Consider the following 26,896-nt stretch of genomic DNA (forward strand, 5'->3'; position numbering starts at 1 on the left):
CGTTTTCTAACTAATTTTAATTGACTAAATAGTACAAGGACTATTCGTTCACAGATACCATTGTTGGGCGTAAAACACGATCCTTTAAGATATACCCTTTTTGGAGCTCGCGTAAGACAACACCCGTCTCTTTTTCACTATCTTGTTCTTGCATAACAGCTTGGTGAATAGTTGGATCAAATTGCTCACCTTCAGCTTTAATGACTTGTAGACCTTCTTTTTCTGTCGCTTCAATTAAAGAGCGGTACACCATTTCAATCCCTTTAATGATGGATGCAGTTTCTTCAGAAGTTGTCTCTACTTGTAGAGCACGCTCAAAATTATCAAGAACTGGCAATAAGTCAGATAGTAGGTTTTGCGCACGGTACTTCTCAGCAGCCTCACTGTCTAACTGATGACGACGACGCATATTATCGAAGTCAGCACGTAGACGTAGGTGACGATTTTCCTCGTCATCTAGCTTTGCTTGTAGCTCAGCCAGCTTCGCCTCATACTGTTCTTCAATAGATAATTCTACTTCTTCTTGAACTTCTGATTGTGTTACTTCCTCTGCTGTCGTTTCAGCTTGTACATCTTCTTGTACTAAATCTTTGTTTTCCGTTGTTTCCGTCACTTGAATCCTCCTCATTATCATTCACTACGATTTTTCATAAAGGCTTGTGTTAAATCCAAGCGCATTATGTCTAATAAAGCCACGACACGCTTATAATCCATACGTGTTGGGCCAATGATAGCAATGGCTCCCTGTTGGTCATCACCAATGGAATAGGTAGTGGTAATGACACTGCAATTTTCCATTTCTAATTGTTTATTTTCTGAGCCTATCCGAATATGAATACCTGATTCGTTCGGATGGAAAAGGGACTGCACTTGGCTAGTCGTCTCCATCAGGTCCAAAATCATGCGAACCTTATTTAAATCATGGAATTCTGGTTGGTTGAACATATTCGTTTTCCCACCATAGAAAATTTTACTTTCTGAATTATGCATTGTTGCTGTTACAAGCGCGCGAATAAAATCATCCGCTGATCTAACATGTTGCTGTAACACGGCTAGCACTTCAGCTTCAAGGCTTTTATGGAGATCTTCTAAGGATACACCAATCAGGCGATCATTTAAGATATTCACCATTTTCTCTAAATCAGAAGCGGTAAAATCTGGCGGTAAGTTGAACATGCGATTTTCAACATGCCCATTATTCGTTACGATAATTGCTACTGCTGTATCGCTAGAAAGAGGGACAATTGAAAATCGTTTGACACGATGCCTTTGAACATCAGGTCCTAAAAGTATGGAAGTATACGATGTCAGCTCCGATAGAATGTTGGCTGACTTTCGGATAATATGCTCTACTTCTACTAGTCGATCATTAAAAATTGATTGGATTTGTTGAATGTCCTTCGAATTAATGCCTTGAGGACTCAACAAATGATCTACATAAAATCTGTAACCCTTTTCTGAAGGCACTCGACCAGAGGAAGTATGTGTTTTCTCTAAAAAGCCTAATTCCTCTAAATCCGCCATTTCATTTCGAATAGTGGCTGGACTAAATGTAATCCCTTGTTTTTTGGAGATTTGGCGAGAACCTACCGGCTGCGCAGACACAATAAAGTCGTCTACAATGACTTGCAATATCTGTAACTGCCGATTTGTTAGCATGATTATCACCTCTGTTAGCACTCGACTAAGAGGAGTGCTAATACTATTATTAAGTTATCAAATCCCACATTTTATGTCAACGATATCGCTCAATCTTCTAGCAAAAATTGTTGAAATACTTCATTGCCCACAAAACGTCCTTTTCTAGTCAAGCGCACACCCACCTCATCTTGTTCTAAAAGACCTGTTGACACTAATTCTTTTATTACAGCATCATAATGGGCAGACATTGGTGCTTTAAATTTCTCTTCATATATAGTCTGCATAACACCCTCTGTTTTTCGTAGCCCTAAAAACATTTGTTCTTCTCTCTTCTCTGCTTGTGATACTTCATGTGCATGGACAATAGGTAACTCACTCGCAAAAACAGCTTCCATATACTTTTTTAATGGACCATGATTGGAATAGCGTATACCTGCTAGATACCCATGGGCCCCTGCGCCAAACCCAGCATACTCATCATTATCCCAATAAATCTTGTTATGCTCTGAATGAAACCCAGGCTTTGCAAAATTGCTAATTTCGTATTGTTGAAGCCCATGTGTGGCCATTTGTTGCATCAGCACCTCATACATATCTGCTTCTAGATCTTCTGTCGGTAAATACAGTTTCCCTTTTGCGTACTGATTATAAAAAATCGTTTTGGGCTCTACAATAAGAGAATAAGCAGAGAAATGTGGCAAATCAAGAGCAAAAGCTTTGTCTAATGAATCCTTCCATTGAGCCATTGTTTGTCCAGGCAAACCATACATTAAATCAATGCTAATGTTTTGGAAGCCAATTTTTCTAGCCAAAGCGATTGTTTCATAGACATGTTCATTACTATGAGTGCGTCCAATCTTCTGTAGCAGCCCTTGGTCAAAGGATTGAACACCCATGCTTAAACGATTGACGCCACCCTCAAACAGCACCTGCAATTTGGCCGCGGACAATTCATCTGGATTTGCCTCTGATGTAAATTCTGTCACACTATTCATTGGAATATACGTTTGTATATACGTTAGTAGCTTGTCCAATTGCTTAGGTGATAAAGCAGTCGGTGTCCCACCACCAAGAAAAATCGTCTCGATGTTACGGAAATTTTCAGGATATTTTTCTGTTGCCAGAGCCATTTCTTTTCCAAGCGCTTCTATATATTCATCCACTGGTTGATTTTTAAAATAAAATTTATTGAAATCACAATAATTACAAATTTGATGACAGAAAGGAATATGAATGTAAACACCTCGTGCCATAGCAATCCCTTCTTTCGCGTTAAGTCTTTTCCATTTCTACATTATAACGAATCAATAGAAGGAACGCTATGAAACCATTCAAGTGAGCTTACACATTTTTTTCCCACTTGTTTTTCTACAGACAACAAACTAGTATGCCAAAGAAATTTCTCTAGCCTACTAGTTAACAAGTGTTTTTTATAAAGATATTATCGAAATATATCTTATGCTTTTATCCCATTGAATAACGTCTCTATAATGAGCGTTGCTGCCGATTTTTTTGCAATAGTTCCTTCTTGAACTTGCTGCCACGTTGTAAACAGTAAAGAATAAAGTACATTTAGCATCCATTCACCATCCATATCCTGTCGCAAATAGCCTTTAGACTGCAATGATTTTATTGTGCGTCGAACAGGCTCTTTCAACTGTTCCTCAGCAGCCAATAATTCTGCATTATAATTTAAAGAGCATTCATGCGCCAAAAAATAGATTTTATCTCCTAAAGGAATCAAAGCCTCAACAAGTTCAGGAATATATGCTTCGTCCGTTTCTTCCGCAGCTATTTCACTCATTGTTTCGCCTACAACCTGGACAGCCCTAAAACTGAGTTGAAGCATTAATTGCTCTCTATTGTCAATATAACGGTGTAGAGTGGCAATACCTACACCAGCATAACTAGCAATATCATTTAAAGAGGCAGTTGGATTTTCCACAAGGAGTTCTGTCGCTGCATCTAAAATAGCGTTAAGTCTTGCTTCTTTGGTTGCTGATCTAGAATTCTTCATCAACTTTCACTTCTTTCTAATGCTAAAATGAACTAGATAGTTTTTACTATCATTTGCTACAATTGTAGTCTACAGAGGGTACGATTTCAACTTTCCATAAATTTTCATTAGAGATAGAAATAAGCTACTCTTTCTTAGAATTCGCCTATTAAAAGAGTAGCTATTGATGTATTAAACTATTTTATTGTTCATTTTGGACCCATACATCCTTCACATATCTTCCTTTTTGTTGAAGTTGATTGATCCATACCTTTGCATCTTCTTCCCTTACCCCTTTTACTCTACTGTAGGCAAACAGTAACGCACTTTCAACATCTGGCGCCATTTTACTACCATCTCCACAAAGGAAAATTTGTCCCTCGCCTTCCATCATTTGAATAATAGTAGCGGAATGTTGGGTCATTAAATGCTGGACATACGTTTTGGGTGTCCCTTCTTTACGTGAAAAAGCAGTATGGAGCGTTACAATCCCTTCTTTTTCATATTGTTCAAGCTCCTCGCGATAGATAAAATCAGTATTATCTCTACAACCAGAATATAGATGTGCCTCACCCAATACTACTCCTTGTTGTTTCAGTGCCGAGCGGGCTTGTAAAAATCCTCTAAACGGAGCGATCCCAGTCCCTGGTCCCACCATTATTAACGGGGTAATAGGATCTTCGGGAAGATGAAAACCAGAATCATTGGCACGGATAAACATGACGATTTCATCGCCAGTATGACTTTGAGCTAAATAATTTGAGGCCACCCCACGATACTCTCCTTGCCCACTCCAGGCAGGTTCATGTAAAACACCAACAGTGATACTCAGCTGTTCAGAATTCACTTGGGGTGAACTGGATATAGAATAATATCTAGGTTTTAAGTCTGGAAGTAATGCTAAAAATCTTTCGAATGGGAAAGCACAAGCTTGATACTTTTCAAGTAAATCTAGCATGGAAATTCGTTTCTTTAATATCTCATTCTTATACACTTCTTCCTCTAATAAAGCCTCTAGTTCACGTTTATGTGGAGGACATTCTGTAAATGCTGCCAGTTGGCGGATTTGCAGTCGGGTTGCAGGGTTCTGAATGTCAACGCTGTGCGAAAGTACCTCATACAATCTTACTGGGTGACCTAATGGAAGATGAGTGTGTTCACTTATAGCAGTGATGATCACTTGATCATTGTCATTGAGTCCAAAACGCCGTAGCACAAGCTGCACTTTGGCTCTACTATTCCTGGGTAATACGCCCAAATGATCACCCTCTTGATATGTTATACCTTTAGGTAAAGCTATCTCGATATGGCGTGTACTACGTTTACTTTCCATACTTTGCAGTTCTTCATTTTTTACTACAGTTGCCAATGCAGCACCGTGCATGAAAGCTAAAGAAGTTGTCACTTCATCGCGAATTATTTGAATCGAAATATTCTCTTGTTTTGGAAGCACATTTTCATGAATTGTTAAGGAGTAAATCATTTTTAGATCCAACCATAATTGAGCCCGCCAATCTTCCCACGTCTTCTCAAAATCTCCACTTGCATCAGCCTCACCACGTTTGGAAATTCTTGTGGCTCCTTTTAAAGAGAGCTGTTCATCAAGGAGTCTTGGAATTTTTTGATACGTCGTATTCCAATTTCGATCCCCATAACCAAAAACTGCAAAGTTAATGCCTTGAAGAGCCGTTGAATCAAGTTGATCTAACCATGCGAGAAACTTACGTGCATTTCTTGGAGGCTGCCCATTATAAGAAGAACTAATAATTAATACCGCTCCTTCTTTCTGTAAATTACCACAATAATCATCAAGGGCAGCTACTTCTCCTTGAATACCATACAAACTAGCTTCATCTGCTAATTGTTGTGCAGCACCCTTTGCTGTTCCTAAATCGGAGCCATACAACACTAATAATGGATACTTAGATTTTATGGTTGGATTGGTCCCTAAATAATTCGACTTCTTTTCTTTGTAAGAAACAGTATGATCGTAATTTTGCTGTTGGCCACTAGATAGCTTTATTTGGCGGTGACGTGGTTTCACTTGTATTTTAAAATCATCTGGTTTTATCGTTAATGTTTGCTGTATTTTTAATTGATAATTAGTAAAATCGATTAGGTCGAAATGTTGAAGGATCATGCCTAAAACTAATGTGGCTTCGTGTAAAGCAAATTGCATTCCAATGCATGCACGCTGACCATTACCAAATGGTTTAAAGGCATGTAACGGTACTTTGCTCGAATCTTTAAAACGTTCAGGTCGAAATAAATTTGCATCTTCTCCCCAAGCATCTTTATCTCGATGAAGCTGCGGTAAAAGAATATCTACATTTTCCCCTTTTCTGATTGGATACTGTCCGCCAATTACTGTGTCTTCTTTAGCATAGAGTGTAAACCCTGGAGCAGTTGGCCATAAACGCAATGACTCATTTAAAATCATACGAATATAAGTTAACTTTAATACTTCCTCATATTTCGGCACATCACCCGTAATGACCTGATCCACTTCTTCATAGGCCCTTTTTAATACGTCTGGATGCTTCAACAAAAAATAAAGCGCAAAAGATAGTAGGCCACTTGTCGTTTCGTGACCAGCTATGAGGAAGGTAATGATCTGATAACGAATATTTTCATCACCCAGCGTCTCCCCAGTTTCAGGATCTCGTTGATGCAGCATGCGGGCAAGTAAATCGACCTCATCTTGCTTTCCACTTGCTTTACGTTCTTTAATAATGGCATCTACTAATGAAAACATCGTTTGAATATCTTCTTGAAACTGTCGTCTTTTTCCAATCATTAAAAACTCTTGGATTTTTAAGCGCGAGCTTTTCATCATCGCTTCATTTAATGCACGAACCATACTCATAATAAAAGGACTAAGTGTTTCTTTATAAAAGCTATTAAAACGATAATTAAATCCGCTTAGCCCTATGGTGTCTAACGTAAGGCGTGTCATATCATCTGGAACATCGATCTCTTCTTGAGGATTTAATCTGGCCCATTTTTGTATAAGCTGCGTAGCAATATCGGTCATCATATCATGATAGCCTTTCATCGCTTGCTTGCTAAAAGTCGGAAGCAATATATTGTGCGCCTTCCGCCAGTTCGGTTCAGTCGTTCTACTAGTAAATAAGCCGTCACCACCGAAAGCACGGACATTTTCAAGTTCATTATAAATTTGTTTATCAAAACGCGTGATATCACAAACTTCAGCTACTAATTCGTGTCCTGAAATCACTAAACCTGAATAACCCGGTATCTCTAAACGGTAAATAGGTCCATACGTTTCAGCTAACTTACACAGTGAGAGTGTAGGTTGTTCTTTATCAATTAAAGGTAAATTTCCGAGTGGACCAAACATTTTTGGGCGTGGAACATATCCTGTGATTACCATCATAAACCCCTTCTTTCCCCATTTATTAGATTGATAGATTTTACTATCAATTGATAAAATATTATATCATCCGCTTAATGTATTCAACATTTTATGGAATATGAAAAGGATAAAATGGATTTTTTTATGAACAAAATGTGAATAGAGTTGAAAAAGAGAAAGACAAAAAAACCCGATTTTCCCCAAATAGTTAAGGGTAAAATCGAGCACTTGAAATAAGGTAATTCATGTATAACAAATGATTCCTACTACTATACCTAAAAGCACCAATAAATAAGGCTGCATGTTCCGTCGAATTAAACACCATAAAAAGACAACGACTATGAAAATATCTAACGTGCTGAGGATGGTTTGTGTCACAATGGGATGAATAAAAGCTGCAGCGAGTATACCAACGACCGCCGCATTGGCGCCTGCCATCGCACCTCTAAGTCGGGCAATACGACTTAGGCTAATCCAAAATGGTAGCGCCCCGATCACTAACAAAAATGCTGGTAGAAATATCGCGAAAGTAGCAATAATCGCCCCTGGGACGCCAGCAATGACCATACCGATATACGCAGCAAATGTAAATAAAGGTCCCGGAACTGCCTGTGTCATACCGTAGCCAGCTAGAAAATCGGAGGTACCTATTTGACCACTCTGAACAAATTGTGTTTCTAGTAAAGGTAAAACAACGTGACCGCCACCAAATACTAAGGCACCTGCAAGATAAAACTTCTCCATCATGGCGATCCATTCATGTTGCCATAAAGCGCTTATTATAGGTAAACCTAGGAGTAATATGAAAAAAAGCGCTAATAAAACAATGCCGGTGGTTTTTGAAATAGGTATATGAACCAATGTTGACGTGTTACCCTCGTCGCTATTTTTTAGCAGTTGAAAACCTAAAAACGCAGCTATCAATATTGCTGCGATTTGTGCAAATGGATGTATCCATGTTAACACTGTTATCAATGTCAATAAAGCAATCGACCAATGCCACTTTGTCGAGAGTATTTTTTTGCTCATATCAAAAATAGCATGGGCAACAATCGCCACTGCTACTAACTTCAAACCATGAATCCAATCCATCTTAAGCTCTGTATATATGGAGAAATAGGCAAAAAGGATAAGTATCAACATAGAGGGTAAAGTAAAACCAAGAAATGATAGAAAGCTTCCTAATACTCCGCCTCTAAGTAAACCAACCCCCATCCCCACCTGACTGGATGCAGGACCAGGCAAAAATTGGCTTAACATAACGAGTTGACCATAATCATGTGTGGAAAGCCATTTGCGCTTCTGTACATATTCCTGTTGAAAATAACCGAGATGAGCTGTTGGCCCCCCAAACGAGGTGCAGCCCAATTTTAAAGCAACGAAAAAAATCTCCCATAGCGTTCGCAAACTCTCCACTACTTTCCATATCTTTTATTTCATCTTACACGGAAAGGAGATTTTTTCAGATTAAGAGTTTGTAAAATTTATTTTCCCATTAATCTTTCTTTATTTTTATCATCGGACCCACTTTCTTGCCCTCTTTATTGATTGGAATTAATGTATAATTTCTTTCTGTTAGATACAGTGCATCTACACGGCTCCCCCACCTTGTACCCTCTTTATTTAATGGATAGGGTGTTGTAAAGGTCCATGATTGTCCTGCTTTTGATTGGATTTTAAAGTGTAATGCCTCATTGACAACACTTTGTTCAGCATGAAAATAAATCGTTGTCGAAATGGGTGTGGAGACTATTTTGTCAATCGTTATTTCCTGCTGATCGACATGCTTCACTTTTTTATTAATGGAAAAGATTTCACGATCCTCTTGTAATTGCTCTTGAGAAGCATCTACCTGAAATTCCCACGGCTTATCAATTGGTGTTTCCACATTCCAATCTTTATAACGAATAACTAATTCTAAATGCTCATCTGTCGGAAAATCATCCATTTTAATGCTATTGTAAATGGTATAGACGTTGGCAGACTTTGCAATGGACTGGCCTCCATTACGAACCATATAATCTTGACCATTGACGAGTATTTGTGGAAAGAAAAATACTTGATGATCTGGCGAAAATTCTTTTACAGGTTCGTATGTTGCATTCAGTAAAATTTGATTGTCATCAATAATCACTTCATTTAACGTTAAACGCCCTAAGCTATTGCTTGCTGTCTTCCCCACCTCTGTTTTATAGGCTTCGAAATCCACATCTCGATTCCACCACAAATACAGCAATGATCCACTAACGACCATCAATAAAAAGATAACAACTATTCCTCGTTTTTTTCTGCGTCCTCGATTTTCCTTATCCAAATCCACTACTCGCAGTATATCATTGGACAACCGTACACCTCATTTTTATAAATATCGTTATAATTCATTGTAGTTTGTAACAAAGCATTATATAACCTTGTTTAAAAGCAAGACAGGACGAATCCATTATGTATAAAAGGAATTTTTACATTCCTTTATGCTGATGACGAACTTTATTGGCCATTTGCATTAAATAGTCCACAAAGAGATCATCTCTTACTAACCACACCTGATAATTTCGCTTTAAAAACCACTCCGCTTCATGAAAGCTAGCAAAGTTTTGCGCTAATGGCGTGTTATTCTTTTCAATCCCCCAGTCAATATCGTCGCTTGAAAAAAGAATAAACACATCCTCTTGCTGATTTTTATAAAATGTTCCAAATGAAGAAGCCTTTAAATTATAACGATTCCTTTTCGCATCCTCTGGAATAGGCTCTATGTGGAAGGTTTCCAATACAAACTGTTTGTAGGCTTCCATCGTTAAAGAGCAGCCCGCAGCCTTTTGATGTCCGCCTCCACCATAAACAGCGGCAATAGCTGACACATCTATATGGTCATGAACGGTTCGAAAGGATATTCTTTTACTGCCCATATTGATCATCGCGATATAATCAAGATGCATGTTTTCCTTACCTAATTCATTACCAAGCTCAGAATGATAGGATTCCGCATAAACAACGCCAGCATAAAAGTCGCCCAAATTGGTTTGCACAAGTTCTCGTTTCTTCCGCCGAATATAACGCTCTATTTTTTCTTCTTCCATGCTTAAAATTTTCTTTTCAAATTCATCAAAATCAAAGCGATCACTTGTTTTTAAACGATCCAGCATTTTCTCTTCAAATTCTTCAATGGATACTAGAAAAAACAGTGCATTTAATCGTTGCGCTTGAAAATTGCCGTTCTTTTCCCATTCCCATGTATCATATTGTCTTACTAACTCTACGAATTCTGAAATGGCGGCTGTTTTTTCTAATAAACCATGGGTCACCAAGTACTGATACAATAAAGAAGTAGCGGACGTTAAATAGCCATGCTCATCTTCAATTAAAACCTTTCCCCATTCATACTGATTGAAATGCAACGCTGTTTTATGATGATCCAGCAATTGCACATTCCCAGTTGCTTGATAATAGTCCTGAATCCTTTTTTCATTTTCTTCGTTTGGAGAAAGATCTGTAATAAACAAAAATGTTTTCTGTTGATCATTCTCCAAAAAGAATTCTATTTCACGGTCAAGTGCCGTAATAGAATTGTAGCGTATCCTTACCTTATCGTTAAAAGCAAGCTTTGCTAAAATCCCACACCCTACTCCATCTAAATCATTATGTGATAATAATTTATACATCTCTTCACCTCCCATGTAGTATGGTTATTTTTTTGTGATTCAAACAGAAAATGGTGGCTAAAAATTGCAGTACTGACAAAGCGTCATTGAAATTGGATTCAAGTTAACATACATTTAAAACATGATATCGATCTGGACAAAGAGAGGAATCTGTTCATGAAACGGAAACTAATTACTATTGGCATAGTTCTTCTACTAATGTGTGCTTTCGCATTTTCAGCTTATAAACTAATGAACGCTCGTGACTATCAATTGTTTGGCAATATTACTTCTCATGTTGACACACAGGAAAAGGTGGCTGCCCTGACATTCGATGATGGACCAACTGACAAGACAGACGCTATTTTAGCGTTACTAGACGACTACCAAGTAAAAGCAACGTTTTTTCTAATTGGACAGGATATTGAGAAGCATCCAGAAGAAGCAAAGAAAATTGCAGTAGCAGGCCATCAAATTGGCAACCATACGTATTCGCATAAGCGTATGGTATTGAAAAGCCCTTCCTTTATTAAAAATGAAATAGAAAAAACAGATGCACTCATTGCTAGGATTGGTTATCAACAAACACCTTTCGTCAGACCACCCTATGGTAAAAAACTAATCGGCTTTCCCCATTATTTACATAAACATCAACGTGAGACCATTACATGGAACTTAGAGCCCGATACGTTCTTTACAAAGGCAGAGGAAAAAATAAATTATGTGAAAGAAAATATTCAACCAGGTTCTATTATTTTAATGCACCCTATGTACGACCATACAGACAATGAATTACAGGCAATAGAAGGCATTCTTCAAATGCTTATTGATGAAGGCTATACATTTGTTACGATAGAAGAACTTTTACAATATCAAAAATAATCACCCCTGTTGCCAAGAATCTGCATCACCTTTCGTGCAGATTTTTTTAGTTAGAAAGGATTAGATTTCCACTCTTTTTCTATGACCTAAACATTATCTAATTTATAATTTCTAATCTTCCGCTCAATCTCCATATCCAGTAGCATGTTCAGCTTATAAACCCCATGGCATAAAGGAAAACAAATTATATTAGAATCTATAAATTGAAGTTGGATTTTTCAGAAATGTTAATAAATATTTTTTCAGTAAAATATAATCACCATCTCTGCTAAAATATGCTATTATACCTTTAGTATAATGTCCTATTTTTATTATATTAAAAATAGAGGAAATATGAACTATAAAAGGATGATGATTATGCAAAATATCCAACAATTATTCCAGAGCGAAGATGGAAATATCCAACAAAGAGAGAATTTTTTATCCCTATTAGAGAAAATTGTTTCCTCATTAGATGAATTAAAAAATCCACATAAGACAACACTTGGTCCAATGAAAGAGCGTTCTGCTAATTTCTATCAAGAGCTGATGCAAGAACATCAAGTGCCAACTACAGGGGTTGGGCTCGATCAAGTTGTAGAAGAAATGACACAATTAATGCAAGGACATCCTTATCATACACGTAACTTTGTAACCAATGTTTTACCAATGGCAAGCATCCCAGGTGTATTAGGTCAATTTACAAATGCCCTATTAAATGGCAACAATTTATGGGATGTTTATGGTCCTGCTGCCGCTGAGTGTGAGGTCAAAATAGTGGCTATGATGTCTAAATTAGTTGGCTATGATTATACGAAGAGCTTTGGTTATACAACATGGGGTGGACAAGGTGCCGTTTTCAGTGGACTTCGCCTTGCCATCGCCAAACAATTTCCACATGCCAAAGAAGATGGTGTTCCGAATAACTTATATTGCTTTGCTTCAGAAAACGCACATTATAGCCTTTTAAAATCTGTTGAGGCCGTGGGCATTGGTAGTAAACATTTAGTACGTGTAAAAGCTGGCAAAGACCACTCAATGGATGTGGAAGACCTACGCACTCGTATGACAGAAGTAATCGAAAACGGCGGTATCCCTGTCTATGTAGTGGCTACTACAGGAGCGACTGATCAATTTGGTATTGATGATGTACAAGCTATTAAAGAGGTTACTACAACGCTTGAGAAGAAGTACAATTTACAGCCAGTACATATTCATGCTGATTCAGCTTTAGGTGGTTTTTATGCCTTCTTCAATGATTATGATTTCAAAAAAAATCCTCTACAATTTGAAGACGATGTCGTACAAGGCTTACAACATATCCATGACCGCATGCAACATCTAGCTACGGCAGATAGCCTTTGCTTTGACTTCCAAAAGCTTGGACAAACACCTTATTTAACTAGCTTATTCTTAATTAAAGAAGGTAACAGTTTACAGCTATTAGATATTGAGGACTTCGATACACCTTATGTGGGCAATCGTGGTTACGGTTCATACCATACTGGTTATACATTAGAGTGCTCTCGTATGGGTAGCTCCATTGCTATTTTTGCTGCTCTCCAAGCATTCGGTAAGGAAGGTTATCAACAACTATTAGCTAACTATGTACGTGTGAATTTAGCGTTCCGCACACAATTAGCTGAGAAAACACCAATGCTACAGGTCGTTAATGACACAAATATTGGTCCAGTTACAGCCTTTCGCTTGTATCCTGATGGCTTCAATTGGCAGGCTGAACAAGCTGGTCATTATACACAGGATCAAATCGAACACATTAATGGCATCAATGCATCATTCTTTGAAATTATAGGTGAAGGTCGTGATGATGTATTCTTCGGTGATACAACACGAGTTTGTACGGTTAGCACGAGTGATACAACACAGCATGTTCCAGTTGCAGCCGCAAAATTCTTCTCTATTTCACCATACACAGAGACAAATCATATCCCAAATATGATTCATTTCTTACAGCAAAAGCTAACAGTACTGGAGGCGTCTCACATTGCGTATCGTCACTAAATTTAAAAGTTCTTTACTCTATAAATATATAGCCAGTTTCACCATTCCAATAGCCATTATTTCATTGCTATTTAGTGTTGTATTATTCGCGGTTTCTTACCGTATTATCGACAATTTTGTCATTAAACAATTCGAAACTACTTTAGAGATCACATCGAATACGATTTTTGAAGATCTTGAGAAAAATGATGTAAAAGCGGCGGATAACGGTAGCTCTGACAATTATAAAAAACTATTAGATCAATTAAACGCTACAGTTAAAAAGTTTGATATAGAAAACGCCTATGTGCTTTCAAAAGCCAATGGTAAAGAGCATATCGTGGCATTAAGTAATACTGACAATCATCAGCAAGACTATGAATTTAGTGATGAAATGCGAAAAGCCGTCGACACGCAAACCATTCAAACAAGTGATATATATAAAGATGAATATGGTATCCATAAATCTATTTTCATCCCATTTAAAGATACTGATATTATTTTTGGTTTAGATATGGATGCTTCCTTCATTTCTAAGCTACAAACAGAAACACTTTGGATTTGTATTATTCTAACAGTTGTTTTTGTGATTTTTGGTATTATCGTTGCTTACTTTATTAGTGTCGGTATTACGAAACCAATTAAAAAAATGACTCGCTATGTCGGTCAGGTTGCACAGGGAGATTTAGCCGTCGAGCCTCTCCAAATAAAAGGTTCCAATGAAATTGCCCAGCTATCATCAGGCATTGAAAATATGACGGAAGATTTACGTACATTAATTCAGCAAATAGCTCAAAATGCTGAACAAGTGGCGGCCATGTCAGAGGAATTAACTGCAAGCTCCGAGCAAACAAGTGCTTCCATACAGCAAATTACATCTTCTATGCAAGAGGTTGCAGTGGGCTCAGAAAAACAAACCTCTTCGATTGAAGAAGTGGAAAGCCATATTACAACCATCTCTAGCAAAATGACAGAGGTTGTCACAAGCGTAACTGGTGTGACAGAAAAGGCATTCCAGGCATCTGCGATCTCAGAAAAAGGCAATACAACGATTCAAGATGCTACAGAAAAAATGGCCGTAACATCCCAAGCCATTCAAGAATCAGCAACTGTCGTTGAACGTTTAAGCACATACACGAATGAAATCGGGGATATTGTAGCATTGATTACCCAAATTACGGATCAAACCAACTTACTTGCGTTAAATGCTTCCATTGAAGCAGCGCGTGCAGGTGAGCATGGCAAAGGCTTTGCAGTAGTAGCTGAGGAAGTACGTAAGCTGGCCGATCAATCTTTAGATGCTACAAACAGTATTCGAACACGTATCGAAACCATTAAGGAAGAATCGGCTCAAGCCGTAAAATCGATGGCTATTAGCAGCAGTAATCTTGCGGAAAGCTCCACAACATTTAATGCATCAGGAGAAGCATTTGCTGACATCTATAGCCACGTTACATCACTTACGCAGGAAATGGACCATGTCAATAACATAATGTCCAATATCAATGAAGGCGTTAGCAGCATCGCGATCTCTGTTGAACAAGTGGGCGTAGTAGCTGTGCAAGCCTCAGGCAATATTCAAAACGTTGCTGCTGCTTCTGAGGAGCAATCTGCAAGTATCGAGGAAATCACAGCTTCTTCGAATAACTTAGCAGAAATGGCTCAACAGCTTCGCAATATCACTCAAAAATTTAAGTTATAAAATAAAGAATCCGCTATGCTCGTGTTCGGCATAGCGGATTTTTCTTTGCATAAAAAAATCTCCTACCAAAATGGTAGAAGATTAGGCAATAATATTTTTCACAACTTTTGAGATAACTGCACCTTCCGCTTGACCTGTAAGCAATGGCTTCGCAATTTTCATGGCTTCTCCCATGTTCATTCCTTTACCAACACCTGCCGCTACTAATTTCTCAGCAATCGCTTCTTCGGATAATTGCTTCGGTAAGAAAGATTTCAAAAGTGTCAATTTGGCTTCCTCTTTTTCAATCAAATCTGCTCGTCCGGCCGTCTGTGCGCCTTCTAACGCTTGATTTGTTTGTTTGACCTCTCGATGAATAATGGCTATCTCTTCTTCAGCGGTTAATGCTGCTCCCTTTTCTTTTTCAGCAGAATCTAAAGCTGATTTCAAAAGAGATAATACACCCTTTGCTAAAGTATCTTTCTCTCTCATTGCCGTTTTTAATTGTTCAAATACTTCTGTTTTTAACAATGATCTCACTCCTTCAAGCCATCTATATTAGAAAACATTATACCATAAAATACCTCAGAACATGACAGTCAGTGCCTCAGTCAAGCAAATAAGCATCTGCTAATTTTACTTGATAATGTAACATCCCTTTTAACTCACCTCGATAAGAAAAGACCCCTTGCTGAATTAATTGACGCAGGCGATATTCAATCCATTCCGCTTCTCTATACTGTTCTATATGCCCTAGCACTTCCCCAATGAGTCTAGCCGCCATTAGATATGGAGCTTCTTCTTGGTCATCATGTAATCGTTTGGCACAGGTAATGATCAAGTCATCATCTACATTTTCATTGTGATTACTCCAAAGTTCATTATATTCCCAGGTATGTATACAGTAGTCATCCATTAACATCTTTAATCCTTCTTTAGATAAAGTCTGCTGTAATGATTTTTTTAATGGGCGTCCCTGATATTGCTCATAAATATGAAGTACATTCTCTACACTGACCTCTCCAGAGGATCTAGGATAATTGTCCTCCGCTAACTGGGGGAATATATGCAACTCATGGAATAACTGAAAAGTATCTAATACATAGATATCATTTGGTTTCTTTTCTAGCATCGCTAAGACAAGTCGAAGCCCTATTTGTTCATGGGCATTTTGACAAGTCCAAATTATAATATCTTGATGTGGCGGAATAGATTTTATTTTCTCTACGGCTTCCTTCATCTCACGCTCAAAAATGGCCAATCCATCGTCTTCTATAAAATAGCGCTCTTGTAGCCATTGAAAACGAGCTTCAATCCCTTCACATAGATGTAAATCTTTCAAAGGACCAACAGAAAAATTACCAGGCATAACGATGATTTCTTCCGTTTTAACGTAGTTACTATTGCGAAATGCAGCCTTCAAACTCCCTCCAGGCGAATGACCAAACACAATATGAACCGTTTCGATTGTTGAAACATCCTGCTCCTCATTTTGCTGCAATAAAAACTGTACCATATCGTCCTTCGACTGTTCATTCATTAAAATCAAAAAGAGCATAGACTTCACATCAGCCTCACTCATTCGCTTTATCGCCATTTTTAATTTGTTGATATGTTCCATTATCTAAACTCCTTTGCACAATGGCCTGTATCTTAAATTTCTTTTCCATAAAAACAGTTACTTCCATCATACCGCAATTTCCAATTACCTTAAATTACTAATTTAGTTTTTTATGAAGATGAAAGATAAAGAATTGCTCTATTTATGTAAAGGTTCTATTCTTTTAAGCGAGGGAGACTTCTTTGAGTAGATTATTTACTTGTTGGAGCGCATTCACCCTCAATAGAAAGAAAAAACCTACTACCATCAATAAGAGCTTACAATAAGTTCCTTAACACTGAAGGTAGTAGGTTTCTTAATCAATATTCGTTAAAAAATTTTTTCCTTTATTAGTAGCTTCAACGGCAGCTATTGCCTGGTGTATGTTCACTAGTGGGAAATGGTCCTGTACCTGCATCATTTTTAACGAATCCGTATGTACCATATTGACGAGCTGTTGCATAGTTTGCTGCCATTTTTCGATTGGTGTTTGACGTTGCCAGTGGCGCAAATGAAACATCATCGCTTGTACCTTTGCTTCCCTCACAATGTTTGTCCAATTTACCTGTATTCCCGATAAAAGACCGATGGCTAAAAATTTCCCACCAGGCTTCACACAGAATGCAAGTTGATTGCCCGCCTCCCCACCAATCGAATCAATCGCTGCATCAGCACCTCTGCCATTTGTTAAAGCCATTATCGTTTCATGAAGTGGCATCTTAGAAGTATCTATGACAAAGCGGGCCCCAAGCCGCTGTAATTCGTCCGTATGCTGATGACTTCGTGTGACAGCAATAAGCTGAAAACCTAGTAATTTGGCAAATTGAGCATAGATATGTCCAATAGCAGAGCCACATGCATTCACTACTAGTACATCATTTGATTGTAATTTGAGAACTTCTGTACAGGTGACGAAGGCTGTTATCGGATTAATATACATTTGTGCTGCAGTAAAATGATCCATCGTAGAAGGAATAGCTACAGCAAAGTCCGCCTGAGTCTTCACCATTTCCTGCCACGTTCCCTCTCCTCGTAGTGGCAAGACTCGCTGACCAATGAGCTTTGGAGAGATAAGTGGCCCAACATCTTCAACGATTCCAACGCCCTCATAACCCGGAACAGTTGGTAAAGTGATTCGGTGGGCATATTTTCCCCAAATCGGTATTAAATCAGAAGGGTTGATGGGTCTTGCTAGCATACGCACGAGAATTTCTTGACCTTGTGGAGGTGTAATCGTTTTATTTTCAATCCTTAACACCTCATGTGGATTTCCAAATTCATATAGTTTAAGGCATTTTGCTTTCAACGATTCTTGCTCCTTTTTCTGATTAATTCTAGCTCTGTATAATCGTTCTGATACTCGCTCCAATTAGGTATGCCCATCTTATCTTTTTTGACTGATGGTCAATTGACCTTTTTCATCTACAAATAATTGTAACGTATCGTTTATTTCGATACAGATTGGACTGATTACTGCTTTCTTATCAGAGAAATACCAAAGTCGTTCACTTGGTCCTAATAGAATATTGGCTCCATCTTCGTAGTTACCTAAAAAATTAAGAGCATCTAGTTGAATTTTCTGATCATTAATAGGCTTAATAGCATGTTCATTTAATTTTCTAGCGGCTGCTAGAATGTCGTCGGTCGTTACATTGATTTCCCCAATCTGTAGCACTTGCTCCATAGAAAAATAGGCTGTATCTTGTTCTGGATTTACTTCCTGCCTCGCAATAAATTCTAGTATATTGCCTTCAGGATCGTAAAAATAACAAGAGTAAGCTTTTAAAAAATCAAAATACACTTCATCCTGCCCCTCTGAAGTAAGCAAGCCAACACGTTCTTTGGCCCAAATTTTTGCCTGATAAAATAAATTTCTTGGAATATTTAATGCAATATGATATTGCTTTTGAATCGAAGTGGGTGCTTTTTCAAAAGTCAGCCTACTTTCACCAACTGCTATTGTAAAATAGTCACCTGTATTTTCTAATAAGGCAAAGCCTAACTGGTCGCTATAAAATTTCTGCATCTTTTGTAAATCGTGAACAAATAGTTGAACCTTCGTAATTTTCATCTTCAAGCACCCCTTTACTACTCCCCACTATACAAGCAAATATATGATATGGCGTCATGCAAAAGAATGAAGTTCCCTTCGGTCCATTTAAAGCAGTTCGTTATCCCCCTATTATTTACAAAAATCATGTAATGGTTCATTCGATAAATTCAGCTAAGCTAATTTTCTTTTTTTGATAGTTTGCACGAATATGCTGGAGCTCGTCTTCTAACCTTAAAGCACCCGCTTCAACTCCTCTATAAATTAATAGTGGAGGCTGTTCTAACATCTCTCTTGCTCGTGAATAATCACAAGAGAATATTTTCTTAAGTAACAATAATGTCTTTAGCTTATTTTCCCCATCTCCTGTTATAGTCAGTTCATAGTAAGTAGTAGAGTTGTCTTCAGGCAACATCTCCTCTAAACCAGGTGGAATTAGCACACTCTCAAGAAACATGATTAGATTGTCGTAGGCCATTGTGAAATCCCAACAGCCTGCCCCATGAAGAGCAGTAAAAATTGCCGTATCCCCTCTTGATAAATCCAGACAATATGGATCTCCTTCATCTGTTGCGATGACCAAATAATCGTGCGGCCAATCCAAAATCACCTCTTCTGTCACTGGATTATAATGATAGCCTTCCTGCCCACGCATTAAATCTCTTGCTCCATAGATTTGTAGATTTATATAATCACCCGTATTCCATGTAACCCTTTCAACGACATAACGCCTTAAAAAATAGACATATTCCGTTGGTAATGACCACTGACTGTCTACAAATTGGCTAATATCCTCCTCGATTTGATTGTGAAAAAACATAGGGTAAGCTGAATCTCGCTCTTGAATATCTTGGATAAAACTGCGCATTTGCTCTAATACTGCATCTAGTTTCTCCTGCAACTCTTTCAACTGCATTCCCTCCTTTAGTTACCTAGTGTCTTTCTTTATATTTTAACATATTCCATCATTAACCAATTAAGGTGAACATGTTATAATCATTAAAATAGACTGATAGTATGCATAACTTGCACAACAATAACGGATGGGGGCTATCTGTCATGTCACAACATGCGAACGAACAGACAGTACAACGAGCCAAATTGGCGTTTTCGAAAGCACTTCACTAATTTGGAATATGGCAAGGCAAGGTGGCACAAGGAGACCAATGTCTTAAAAAATTAGCTCATCTGGTGAATATCCAAACCTCTATTTGCTATGGAGAGTTGCTTTGGCATACTGAATGCCTCCTATTATTGGCTACAGCTTGCACTTAATCGATTAACCGCAGTACAGGCAGATATAGATGTTGACGTGCAAGGAGCTCATACCTTATTAAGCCAAAAATCACCAAATACGAAGGAGCGTAAGAAAATTTGAAATTACTCATAAGACGTCCCGAACAATCGGACATACAAACATTACATCAATTCTTTTTCCACGTCATTCAAGATACTTATGCAAAAGAAGGGATTGCCGAGCTAGTGGACGATCAACAGCGTGAATGGGCAATGAAAAAGCAGTATGTCGCAATGGACTTAGAGAGCCAAGGCAAAAAAAGATTTTTCTGGGTAGCTGTGGACGAAGCAACAAATGACATAATAGGAACGATCGAATATGGGGAAGCCAACGAGATCATTCAACAAACGATGAAAGAAGATCTTTCCCATTGTCCAGAAATCGGTACCGTATTTGTTCATCCGGACTATCAAAATCGTGGCATTGGCACCATGCTATTACAGAAAATGCTAACGACGTTGGAAAAACAAAAGGTGCATAGCTTTTGTTTAGATAGTGGATATAAACAGGCACAAGCCATCTGGCAGAAAAAATTTGGACAGCCTGACTATATACTTGAGCACTTTTGGGGAACGAATAGCCATCATATGATTTGGCACCGAGTACTACCATTGAGAGAAATGGAGTAAATGATATCTTATCAAATCACACAAGAACGACATAAGAAGAACAAAGCTTATGTCAATAACATGCTTTATGAATACAATGTAAAACACTTTCCAAAAGATTTACAAGGTCGATATCAGGAAATTAATTTATTTCTAACTGATAGCAATGGTCACGTTTATTGTGGCATACTGGGTGAAATTTGCTGGAATTGGTTAGAAATACACACGCTAATAGTAGACGAAAAGCTTCGTGGGTTAGGGTATGGATCAAAGTTGTTGCAAACAATTGAACAAATTGCCTTCAACCATGAATGTGATTTCATTAAAGTTGACACGCTTAGCTTTCAAGCGTTAACATTTTATGAAAATCATCATTATGAAATTTACGGGACTCTCGACCATGTTGGCAGAGATTTTAAACATTATTATTTAAAAAAGACGCTACGATCTGATCTTTAAAGGGGAGATATTATGAAGGTCCATCAACGATTATTATGGATTAGTATTTTACTACCTGTATCTCTCTATTTTTCGTGACCTATCAACAGACAACTTTTGGAGGACCGATTCCATGGGTACGTTGTATCGGAGAAGAAGAAGTCTCAGCCCTTTCCTATTTCACCCCCGCCGTCCTAGTCCAAAGCCATTATCATATGTTTCATTTTTTTATGAATGTCTGTATAATCTATCTCACTTTAGCTTTTAGTAAAAACTTTCTGCAATTAGTTAAAGAATGAATCGTTTGTAGTGCCGATACTTATTATGTTTGGAGGGAAATGAAATGTTAAAATTCATTGATGATTTAGCCGGTGCGGTTTTCGATGTTTTTATGTTATTTTGTTATTTCTTTGCAGGCGTAATAATTGTAGGAGTCCCTATTTTTTTATTGGCTAAGTTCTTCCTATTGTTTCATTAAATTGCATACAAAGAGTATTACAATAAAAGGGATCTCTATTTCAATAGCGATTCCTTTTACTGTTTTATGGTGCTTCAACTTTCTCGGCAGACAATAAAAATGGTTAGGATTTTTTTAAAAGGTAGAAAATCTATTTATCTTTTACTAAAATTTTCTCAAAATGAACATGATAGCTACAAAATATAAAAATCGCCAAGAAGCAAAATACTTAGGTGCAGTTTAACTAGAGAAAAAAACAGGGAATGCTACAAAAAAATAGCATTCCCTGTTTTTGAATAGTTATGTTTTACTTCGAATCATCCATCTTCAGCACAGCCATGAATGCTTCCTATAGAAATGCTGTATTCAGGCGCATCTTTTTATACTTCTTTATAACCGACAATCCTATGATATATAAGGGTTTGTCGGTTGTTTTTTTATTTAATTTTATCTAGTTGTATATTCATTTTATCTCTATTTATTTTCTACCACTGGTGGGGATATGATAGGGAAAATTTAAGCCCCCCCATCACGGAGTGGTCTTTTTACTTCTTTCAAAAAAAAGAATATCTACTTTTATCCAAAAACTTTACTCATATAAAATAAACACATAACTATATCCAATACATATAATAAACAGTGAGTGTTTTACTTTCAGGAGATTGCTCAGTTTCCCATTCAATAATCCCTTTTGCTACTCTATCATTAGGTTCCAAAGTCTTAAAATACCCCTCTAAGATTTTTTTCAAGTGAGGTTTTGGTGCACTACTAATTATGAAATTGAGTATCTCAGCAAAATCAGGTACGTGTAATTCCTCTTCTGAAACAATGTTAATTAAAGGTAGCTTAGAAATGCTATTTTCCTCTATCCCAATCATGTTAGCTATTTCTTTTCGCTCTTTGTTATTTAGTGGTCGTAAACCACCTTTCTCTACAACTTCTTCTTTTGTTACCATTGTTGGACGAGCTAATAACAACAAAATCATCTCCTAATTATATTAGATCAAGTTTCACCGCCAATAATTTCTACAACTTTTTTTGTAGTGAAATCGATTATTACATCGAAATTTGGATCAATTAAACAGTGAACCCCTGGTGGACAATCAACCTCAAATTTAATAGTTCCTGTTGCTCCAGGCTTTGTAGGATTTAATTCTGCATTTTTTTCACCTATTGTCAAAGTGCTAGGTTTACTTGGCTCCGTTTCGGGTTGTGTATCTTCTTTTTGATTATCTTTTGTTGCCTGTGGTTGTTTCTGTGAGTTTTCAGTATTAACAGTTTGTTCTTTGTTCACTGTATCATCTGATGTATTTGTGGAGCTTTCTTCTTCTGATTTTGCCACTGTTTCTACTACATCAATTTTCTCCTCTTCAGGCACTTCAAACGTGAACATAAAACCTGTAAAAGAAACGATCATTACTACTAGTGAAGCACCAGCAAACATTAATTGCTTTTTACCTTTTGATTTTTTTCTACCAAAGTGAATAGTAGCAATGAATACAAAAATAAAAATAGCGATTGCACTATCAGGTGATGGATATGCTGCATCTGATTTAGGTGTAAGTAATGTAGTAGGAATGACAGGTGCTATGAATGCAACTCAAGTTAATGTAAATGGAGAAACACAATAAATCAGTCACTCAATCGAGTGGCTTTTTTATTATTAAATAAACACGATTTTTATTATGGTATATAAGTATCATATTGGTTAAAGTTGTTTTTATAGGTTATTTATAATAGCCTTGTTAATTTAAAGGAGGATACATAAGTGGTAAATTTATTTAAGAAAAGTTTTATTTATTTAACGTTAGTGCTGTTAGTATTAGTTAGCTTTAGTGTTGAAAGTGCATCGGCTGCAGAAGTAATTGATTATGAAGAAGGAGTGACAAATCTAAATAACGCTCCTAAAAATAGTGCAATTGTAGGAAGTAGATTATTAAAACCAGAAATAGGTTGGAAAAGATATGATGATTCAAATCTAAAAATTGAGTATCTAGGTGATGTATACAAAACCCAAAACGATCTATATTATAACTCGGGATATTCATCTTTTTCTTTAAAACATCCATTTAATAACGAATTAAATGGAATTAAATTCAACTTTATAGGTACAAAAATTAGACTTATAGGACTTAATAGTTCTGTGTACCGCTCATCTAATATTGTTATAGAAATAGATGGAGTTGCTGAACGATTTAATCAAAATGGTGCTGTAGATACTAAGACGACATTAGTATATGAAAAAACTGGATTAACTAATATGCAACATTCCGTTTTTATTTATGCGGATGATAAAACGTCAAAAGTTGGGATTGACAGTTCTGTACGATATGATTTAGATGCTATAGATATAGATGGAGATTTAACTAGCATAGACTCTAGTGAATCTATTTCATTAGATAGATATTCATTAGAACTTCTAGAAGGTAGTCAAGATAAATTAACAGCCACGGTTACACCTGATACTGCAAACGTAATATGGTCATCAAGTGATGAATCTATTGCCACTGTAGATCAAGATGGTAATGTAACAGCTATTCGCGAAGGTGAGGCAATAATTACTGTAACGATAGAAAACAAAGATATTTCAGCTACAAGTACAGTTATTGTTAAGAAACCAGATAATTCATTTTCGAGTGCTATTCTAAGTATCACTTTGGTTAATGGGATAACAAAAGAATATGATGTAACGAATACAGTTTTGAACAATTATTTAAATTGGTTTGAAAGTACACAAGGTACATCAACGTTCAAATTTTCTAAAACAATTTCACCTTATAAAAAGGTAACAGAATATGTTGTACATGATAAAATTGCTTCATTTGAAATAAGAGAATATTAAATTTAAAAATGATCAGGTACTCAATTGAGCGCCTGATCTTTATTTTGGTGACTGATTAATAAATTTTCTACCTGAGTTTTTAGTGCCATATTAGCATACCTAAGGACCACATCATTGCCTGCCATAGCTACATGCACAACAATAAAATATTCGTCTACCCTTTCCATTAAATTGATTACTAACTTTTATTTATATATACAAACCATGTCGAAATCCCTAAAATGGTAAATAGTAGATAGATATATTGAGGTGAAAATTAATGAATAATTGCCCTAATTGTTTAGCCAATAATTCTTTTACGAAAGTATACGAAGATGGTTTAGTATTAATAAGGTGTGAATACTGTAATACAGTTATAGAAGATAAAACAATACCAAAAGAGATTGTTAAGTCAGAAGTCCAGGATGAATTTGAAAATGAATATGGAGGTAATGTTAATGAGGGAAATACTCATATTCACGGATGCTTATTTTTGGTACTCTTGGCCATAGGTGTATTTTTTTACATTATTTCTATGGATAACTTTGAAATTATACACTGGATTATTATCTTTATGATTGGAATAGTAATTCTTCCTTTCATTATATTGTTTTTCTTTTTTGATCAATAATTTGTGGAAATAAAAAAAGAGGCTGGGACAAAACCCACCTCTAAATTAAAAAGCCTGTGAAATTTTACGATCAGTAAAATTTCACAGGCTTTCATTAATTTTTGAATAAAAATAAGGACCGCTTCTGATAAAATTAAGTCACCACAACAAAATTATACAGAAAGAAGGATCCTTATGTTTAAAAATTATAACATGAATCAATTAGTTTTGCCTTTAGATTTAGAAGTAACATTACAAAAAAGCGATATTGCCTTCCATGTCCACCATTTAGTTGAAAGTATCTCGCCTGAAGCGTTTGAACCATTCCTTCGAAATGAAGGCTGTCCCGCCTACCATCCACGCATGATGCTTAAAATTATCTTATGTGCTTATACACAATCTGTCTTCTCAGGGCGTAAAATTGAAGCCCTATTAAAAGATAGTCTTCGGATGATGTGGCTAGCTCAAGGGTATGAACCAAGCTACCGCACAATCAACCGTTTCCGTGTTCAACCAGAAATGAAAGAGTTGATCCGCCAATGTTTCGTCCAATTTCGTTGCCAGTTGGTTCAAGAAGAATTAATTGATCAGGAAGCTATTTTTATAGATGGAACAAAGATCGAAGCCAATGCGAACAAATTTACTTTCGTGTGGAAAAAATCCATCGAGAAATACCATAAAGGATTAATTGAAAAATCAAACCAGTTATACGATGAGCTACTCGAAAAAGAAATCATACCCGAAATTGAACGAGAAAATGTAGAAGAATTAGCAGTAGAAGAGCTCGCCCAGATGGTAGAAAAAGTAGACGAAGTGATTGCCGAGTATGATCAAAAAATAGAGGATTCATCGGATGTAGCTGAAAGAAAAGCTTTAAGAGTTGAACGGAAATTCCCAAAGCAAGCTCGCAAACAATTAATCGACTATATTGTACGTAAACTAAAATATCAAAAAGACTTTGAAATCTTTGGCATGCGAAATAGTTATTCCAAGACGGACTCAGATGCCACATTTATGCGAATGAAAGATGACTATATGAAAAATGGTCAATTGAAAGCAGGTTATAACATCCAAGTCGCAACAGAAGGTCAATATGTACTTGCCTACAGTATCTATTCGAATCCAACAGATACACGTACCTTAATCCCGTTTTTAGATGAAATCGAACAACATTATTTTGAGTTACCAAAACACATCGTCGCAGATGCTGGATATGGCTGCGAACAAAATTATGATGATATCCTTTCGAATCGTAAACGAGAAGCCTTAATTACATATAACTTGTATTTAAAAGAACAAAAGCAAAAGTATAAACAAAACGAATTCAATACAGCCTACTGGAATTATGATGAAGAAAATGATCAATACACTTGCCCGAACCAACAACAGCTCGTATTTAAATATCGTACCACGAAAACGGATCCATATGATTTCACGCGTGAGTTTAAGGTATACGAATGTGAAGACTGTTCCGGATGCCCATTCCGTTCATTATGTACAAAAGCAAAAGAGGGAAATAATCGTAAGTTACTAGTGAATGAGAAGTGGGAACAGCAAAAAGAATATGTAAGAACAAAGCTTTCAGAAGAAAAAACGAGTACCATTTATCGTCAACGCAAAATTGACGTGGAACCAGTTTTTGGATTCTTGAAGGCTAATTTGCGTTTCACTCGATTTTCTGTTCGAGGAAAATCGAGTGTAGGAAACGAAATGGGGCTCGCATTACTGGCCGTGAATTTAAGAAAATTCACAGCCAGTAGCTAAGGACTATCTAGAGACAACATAAAAAATAGAGAAATCCGAATTTGAATGAATTCAAAT

General features: G+C 36.9%; 26 protein-coding genes. 11 read left to right on the plus strand and 15 right to left on the minus strand.

The window, feature by feature from the left end; translation table 11 throughout:
* Positions 1-40: 40 nt before the first annotated feature.
* The 8 genes from grpE to V6670_RS15025 all read right to left on the minus strand — a co-directional run bounded on the left by grpE (position 41) and on the right by V6670_RS15025 (position 10,672).
* Positions 41-613, minus strand: coding sequence for a nucleotide exchange factor GrpE (gene grpE, locus V6670_RS14990; RefSeq protein ID WP_058844753.1), 573 nt, complete (start codon positions 611-613; stop codon positions 41-43).
* 17 nt (positions 614-630) lie between these two features.
* Complete coding sequence (gene hrcA, locus V6670_RS14995; protein ID WP_338651530.1) at positions 631-1,659, minus strand: heat-inducible transcriptional repressor HrcA; 1,029 nt, start codon at positions 1,657-1,659, stop codon at positions 631-633.
* A gap of 89 nt (positions 1,660-1,748) precedes the next feature.
* On the minus strand, positions 1,749-2,894 hold the full coding sequence (hemW, locus tag V6670_RS15000) for a radical SAM family heme chaperone HemW (protein WP_338651532.1): 1,146 nt from the start codon (positions 2,892-2,894) through the stop codon (positions 1,749-1,751).
* A 203-nt stretch (positions 2,895-3,097) separates the two neighbouring features.
* Complete coding sequence (locus V6670_RS15005; RefSeq protein ID WP_141905114.1) at positions 3,098-3,658, minus strand: TetR/AcrR family transcriptional regulator; 561 nt, start codon at positions 3,656-3,658, stop codon at positions 3,098-3,100.
* Between the two features lie 181 nt (positions 3,659-3,839).
* Positions 3,840-7,031 (minus strand): bifunctional cytochrome P450/NADPH--P450 reductase, encoded by a 3,192-nt coding sequence (locus tag V6670_RS15010; protein WP_338654649.1) that lies wholly within the window; start codon positions 7,029-7,031, stop codon positions 3,840-3,842.
* 225 nt (positions 7,032-7,256) lie between these two features.
* A complete protein-coding gene (chrA, locus tag V6670_RS15015; RefSeq protein WP_338651535.1) occupies positions 7,257-8,429 on the minus strand; it encodes a chromate efflux transporter in 1,173 nt (390 codons plus the stop codon).
* Positions 8,430-8,508: 79 nt separating this feature from the next.
* Positions 8,509-9,357, minus strand: coding sequence for a DUF4179 domain-containing protein (locus tag V6670_RS15020; RefSeq protein ID WP_338651536.1), 849 nt, complete (start codon positions 9,355-9,357; stop codon positions 8,509-8,511).
* Between the two features lie 115 nt (positions 9,358-9,472).
* On the minus strand, positions 9,473-10,672 hold the full coding sequence (locus V6670_RS15025; RefSeq protein ID WP_338651537.1) for an oligoribonuclease: 1,200 nt from the start codon (positions 10,670-10,672) through the stop codon (positions 9,473-9,475).
* A gap of 156 nt (positions 10,673-10,828) precedes the next feature.
* On the opposite strand from V6670_RS15025, the gene V6670_RS15030 reads away from it, so the two are divergent.
* The 3 genes from V6670_RS15030 (at position 10,829) to V6670_RS15040 (ending at position 15,215) form a co-directional block, all read left to right on the plus strand.
* Entirely contained in the window at positions 10,829-11,533 is a 705-nt protein-coding gene (locus V6670_RS15030; RefSeq protein WP_338651538.1) for a polysaccharide deacetylase family protein, read from the plus strand.
* Between the two features lie 357 nt (positions 11,534-11,890).
* Positions 11,891-13,534, plus strand: coding sequence for a pyridoxal-dependent decarboxylase (locus V6670_RS15035; protein ID WP_338651540.1), 1,644 nt, complete (start codon positions 11,891-11,893; stop codon positions 13,532-13,534).
* Positions 13,518-15,215, plus strand: coding sequence for a methyl-accepting chemotaxis protein (locus tag V6670_RS15040; RefSeq protein WP_036121723.1), 1,698 nt, complete (start codon positions 13,518-13,520; stop codon positions 15,213-15,215). Before V6670_RS15035 ends, V6670_RS15040 begins: the two co-directional genes overlap by 17 nt.
* 81 nt (positions 15,216-15,296) lie before the next feature.
* On the opposite strand, the gene V6670_RS15045 is transcribed toward V6670_RS15040, so the two are convergent.
* The 5 genes from V6670_RS15045 to V6670_RS15065 form a co-directional block, all read right to left on the minus strand.
* Positions 15,297-15,725: a GatB/YqeY domain-containing protein gene (locus tag V6670_RS15045; protein WP_058844226.1), complete on the minus strand. Its 429-nt coding sequence runs from the start codon at positions 15,723-15,725 to the stop codon at positions 15,297-15,299.
* A gap of 76 nt (positions 15,726-15,801) precedes the next feature.
* Positions 15,802-16,815, minus strand: a complete 1,014-nt coding sequence (locus V6670_RS15050; RefSeq protein ID WP_338651544.1) for a DUF1835 domain-containing protein — start codon at positions 16,813-16,815, stop codon at positions 15,802-15,804.
* Between the two features lie 295 nt (positions 16,816-17,110).
* Positions 17,111-18,100, minus strand: a complete 990-nt coding sequence (locus V6670_RS15055) for a zinc-dependent alcohol dehydrogenase family protein (protein ID WP_338651546.1) — start codon at positions 18,098-18,100, stop codon at positions 17,111-17,113.
* Positions 18,101-18,178: 78 nt separating this feature from the next.
* The gene (locus V6670_RS15060) at positions 18,179-18,865 is read right to left on the minus strand and encodes a VOC family protein (RefSeq protein ID WP_141905123.1); all 687 of its coding nucleotides are present in this window, start codon (positions 18,863-18,865) and stop codon (positions 18,179-18,181) included.
* Between the two features lie 136 nt (positions 18,866-19,001).
* Entirely contained in the window at positions 19,002-19,754 is a 753-nt protein-coding gene (locus V6670_RS15065; protein ID WP_141905124.1) for an SMI1/KNR4 family protein, read from the minus strand.
* A 306-nt stretch (positions 19,755-20,060) separates the two neighbouring features.
* Here V6670_RS15065 and V6670_RS15070 point away from each other — a divergent pair, with 306 nt between their 5' ends.
* The 4 genes from V6670_RS15070 to V6670_RS15085 all read left to right on the plus strand — a co-directional run bounded on the left by V6670_RS15070 (position 20,061) and on the right by V6670_RS15085 (position 21,665).
* Complete coding sequence (locus tag V6670_RS15070) at positions 20,061-20,222, plus strand: hypothetical protein (protein ID WP_338651549.1); 162 nt, start codon at positions 20,061-20,063, stop codon at positions 20,220-20,222.
* Complete coding sequence (locus tag V6670_RS15075) at positions 20,219-20,770, plus strand: GNAT family N-acetyltransferase (protein WP_338651551.1); 552 nt, start codon at positions 20,219-20,221, stop codon at positions 20,768-20,770. The genes V6670_RS15070 and V6670_RS15075 overlap by 4 nt, the downstream gene beginning before the upstream one ends.
* 3 nt (positions 20,771-20,773) lie before the next feature.
* Positions 20,774-21,208, plus strand: coding sequence for a GNAT family N-acetyltransferase (locus V6670_RS15080; protein WP_338654651.1), 435 nt, complete (start codon positions 20,774-20,776; stop codon positions 21,206-21,208).
* A gap of 322 nt (positions 21,209-21,530) precedes the next feature.
* A complete protein-coding gene (locus V6670_RS15085; protein WP_004226973.1) occupies positions 21,531-21,665 on the plus strand; it encodes a hypothetical protein in 135 nt (44 codons plus the stop codon).
* A gap of 593 nt (positions 21,666-22,258) precedes the next feature.
* On the opposite strand, the gene V6670_RS15090 is transcribed toward V6670_RS15085, so the two are convergent.
* Positions 22,259-22,621, minus strand: coding sequence for a hypothetical protein (locus V6670_RS15090; RefSeq protein ID WP_338651552.1), 363 nt, complete (start codon positions 22,619-22,621; stop codon positions 22,259-22,261).
* A 26-nt stretch (positions 22,622-22,647) separates the two neighbouring features.
* Positions 22,648-23,061, minus strand: coding sequence for a hypothetical protein (locus tag V6670_RS15095; RefSeq protein ID WP_338651554.1), 414 nt, complete (start codon positions 23,059-23,061; stop codon positions 22,648-22,650).
* A 76-nt stretch (positions 23,062-23,137) separates the two neighbouring features.
* Between V6670_RS15095 and V6670_RS15100 the strand changes: the two genes are divergently transcribed.
* The 4 genes from V6670_RS15100 to V6670_RS15115 all read left to right on the plus strand — a co-directional run bounded on the left by V6670_RS15100 (position 23,138) and on the right by V6670_RS15115 (position 26,839).
* Positions 23,138-23,275: a hypothetical protein gene (locus tag V6670_RS15100; RefSeq protein ID WP_338651556.1), complete on the plus strand. Its 138-nt coding sequence runs from the start codon at positions 23,138-23,140 to the stop codon at positions 23,273-23,275.
* Positions 23,276-23,412: 137 nt separating this feature from the next.
* Positions 23,413-24,486 carry an Ig-like domain-containing protein gene (locus V6670_RS15105; RefSeq protein WP_338651557.1) on the plus strand — a complete coding sequence of 358 codons (1,074 nt, stop codon included), beginning with the start codon at positions 23,413-23,415 and terminating at the stop codon, positions 24,484-24,486.
* Positions 24,487-24,745: 259 nt separating this feature from the next.
* Positions 24,746-25,096, plus strand: a complete 351-nt coding sequence (locus tag V6670_RS15110; RefSeq protein WP_338651559.1) for a hypothetical protein — start codon at positions 24,746-24,748, stop codon at positions 25,094-25,096.
* 174 nt (positions 25,097-25,270) lie between these two features.
* A complete protein-coding gene (locus V6670_RS15115; protein WP_338651340.1) occupies positions 25,271-26,839 on the plus strand; it encodes an IS1182 family transposase in 1,569 nt (522 codons plus the stop codon).
* The last annotated feature ends 57 nt before the right edge of the window (positions 26,840-26,896 follow it).

The sequence above is a fragment of the Lysinibacillus sp. Y5S-8 genome, from assembly GCF_036894365.1.
Taxonomy (GTDB): domain Bacteria; phylum Bacillota; class Bacilli; order Bacillales_A; family Planococcaceae; genus Lysinibacillus; species Lysinibacillus fusiformis_D.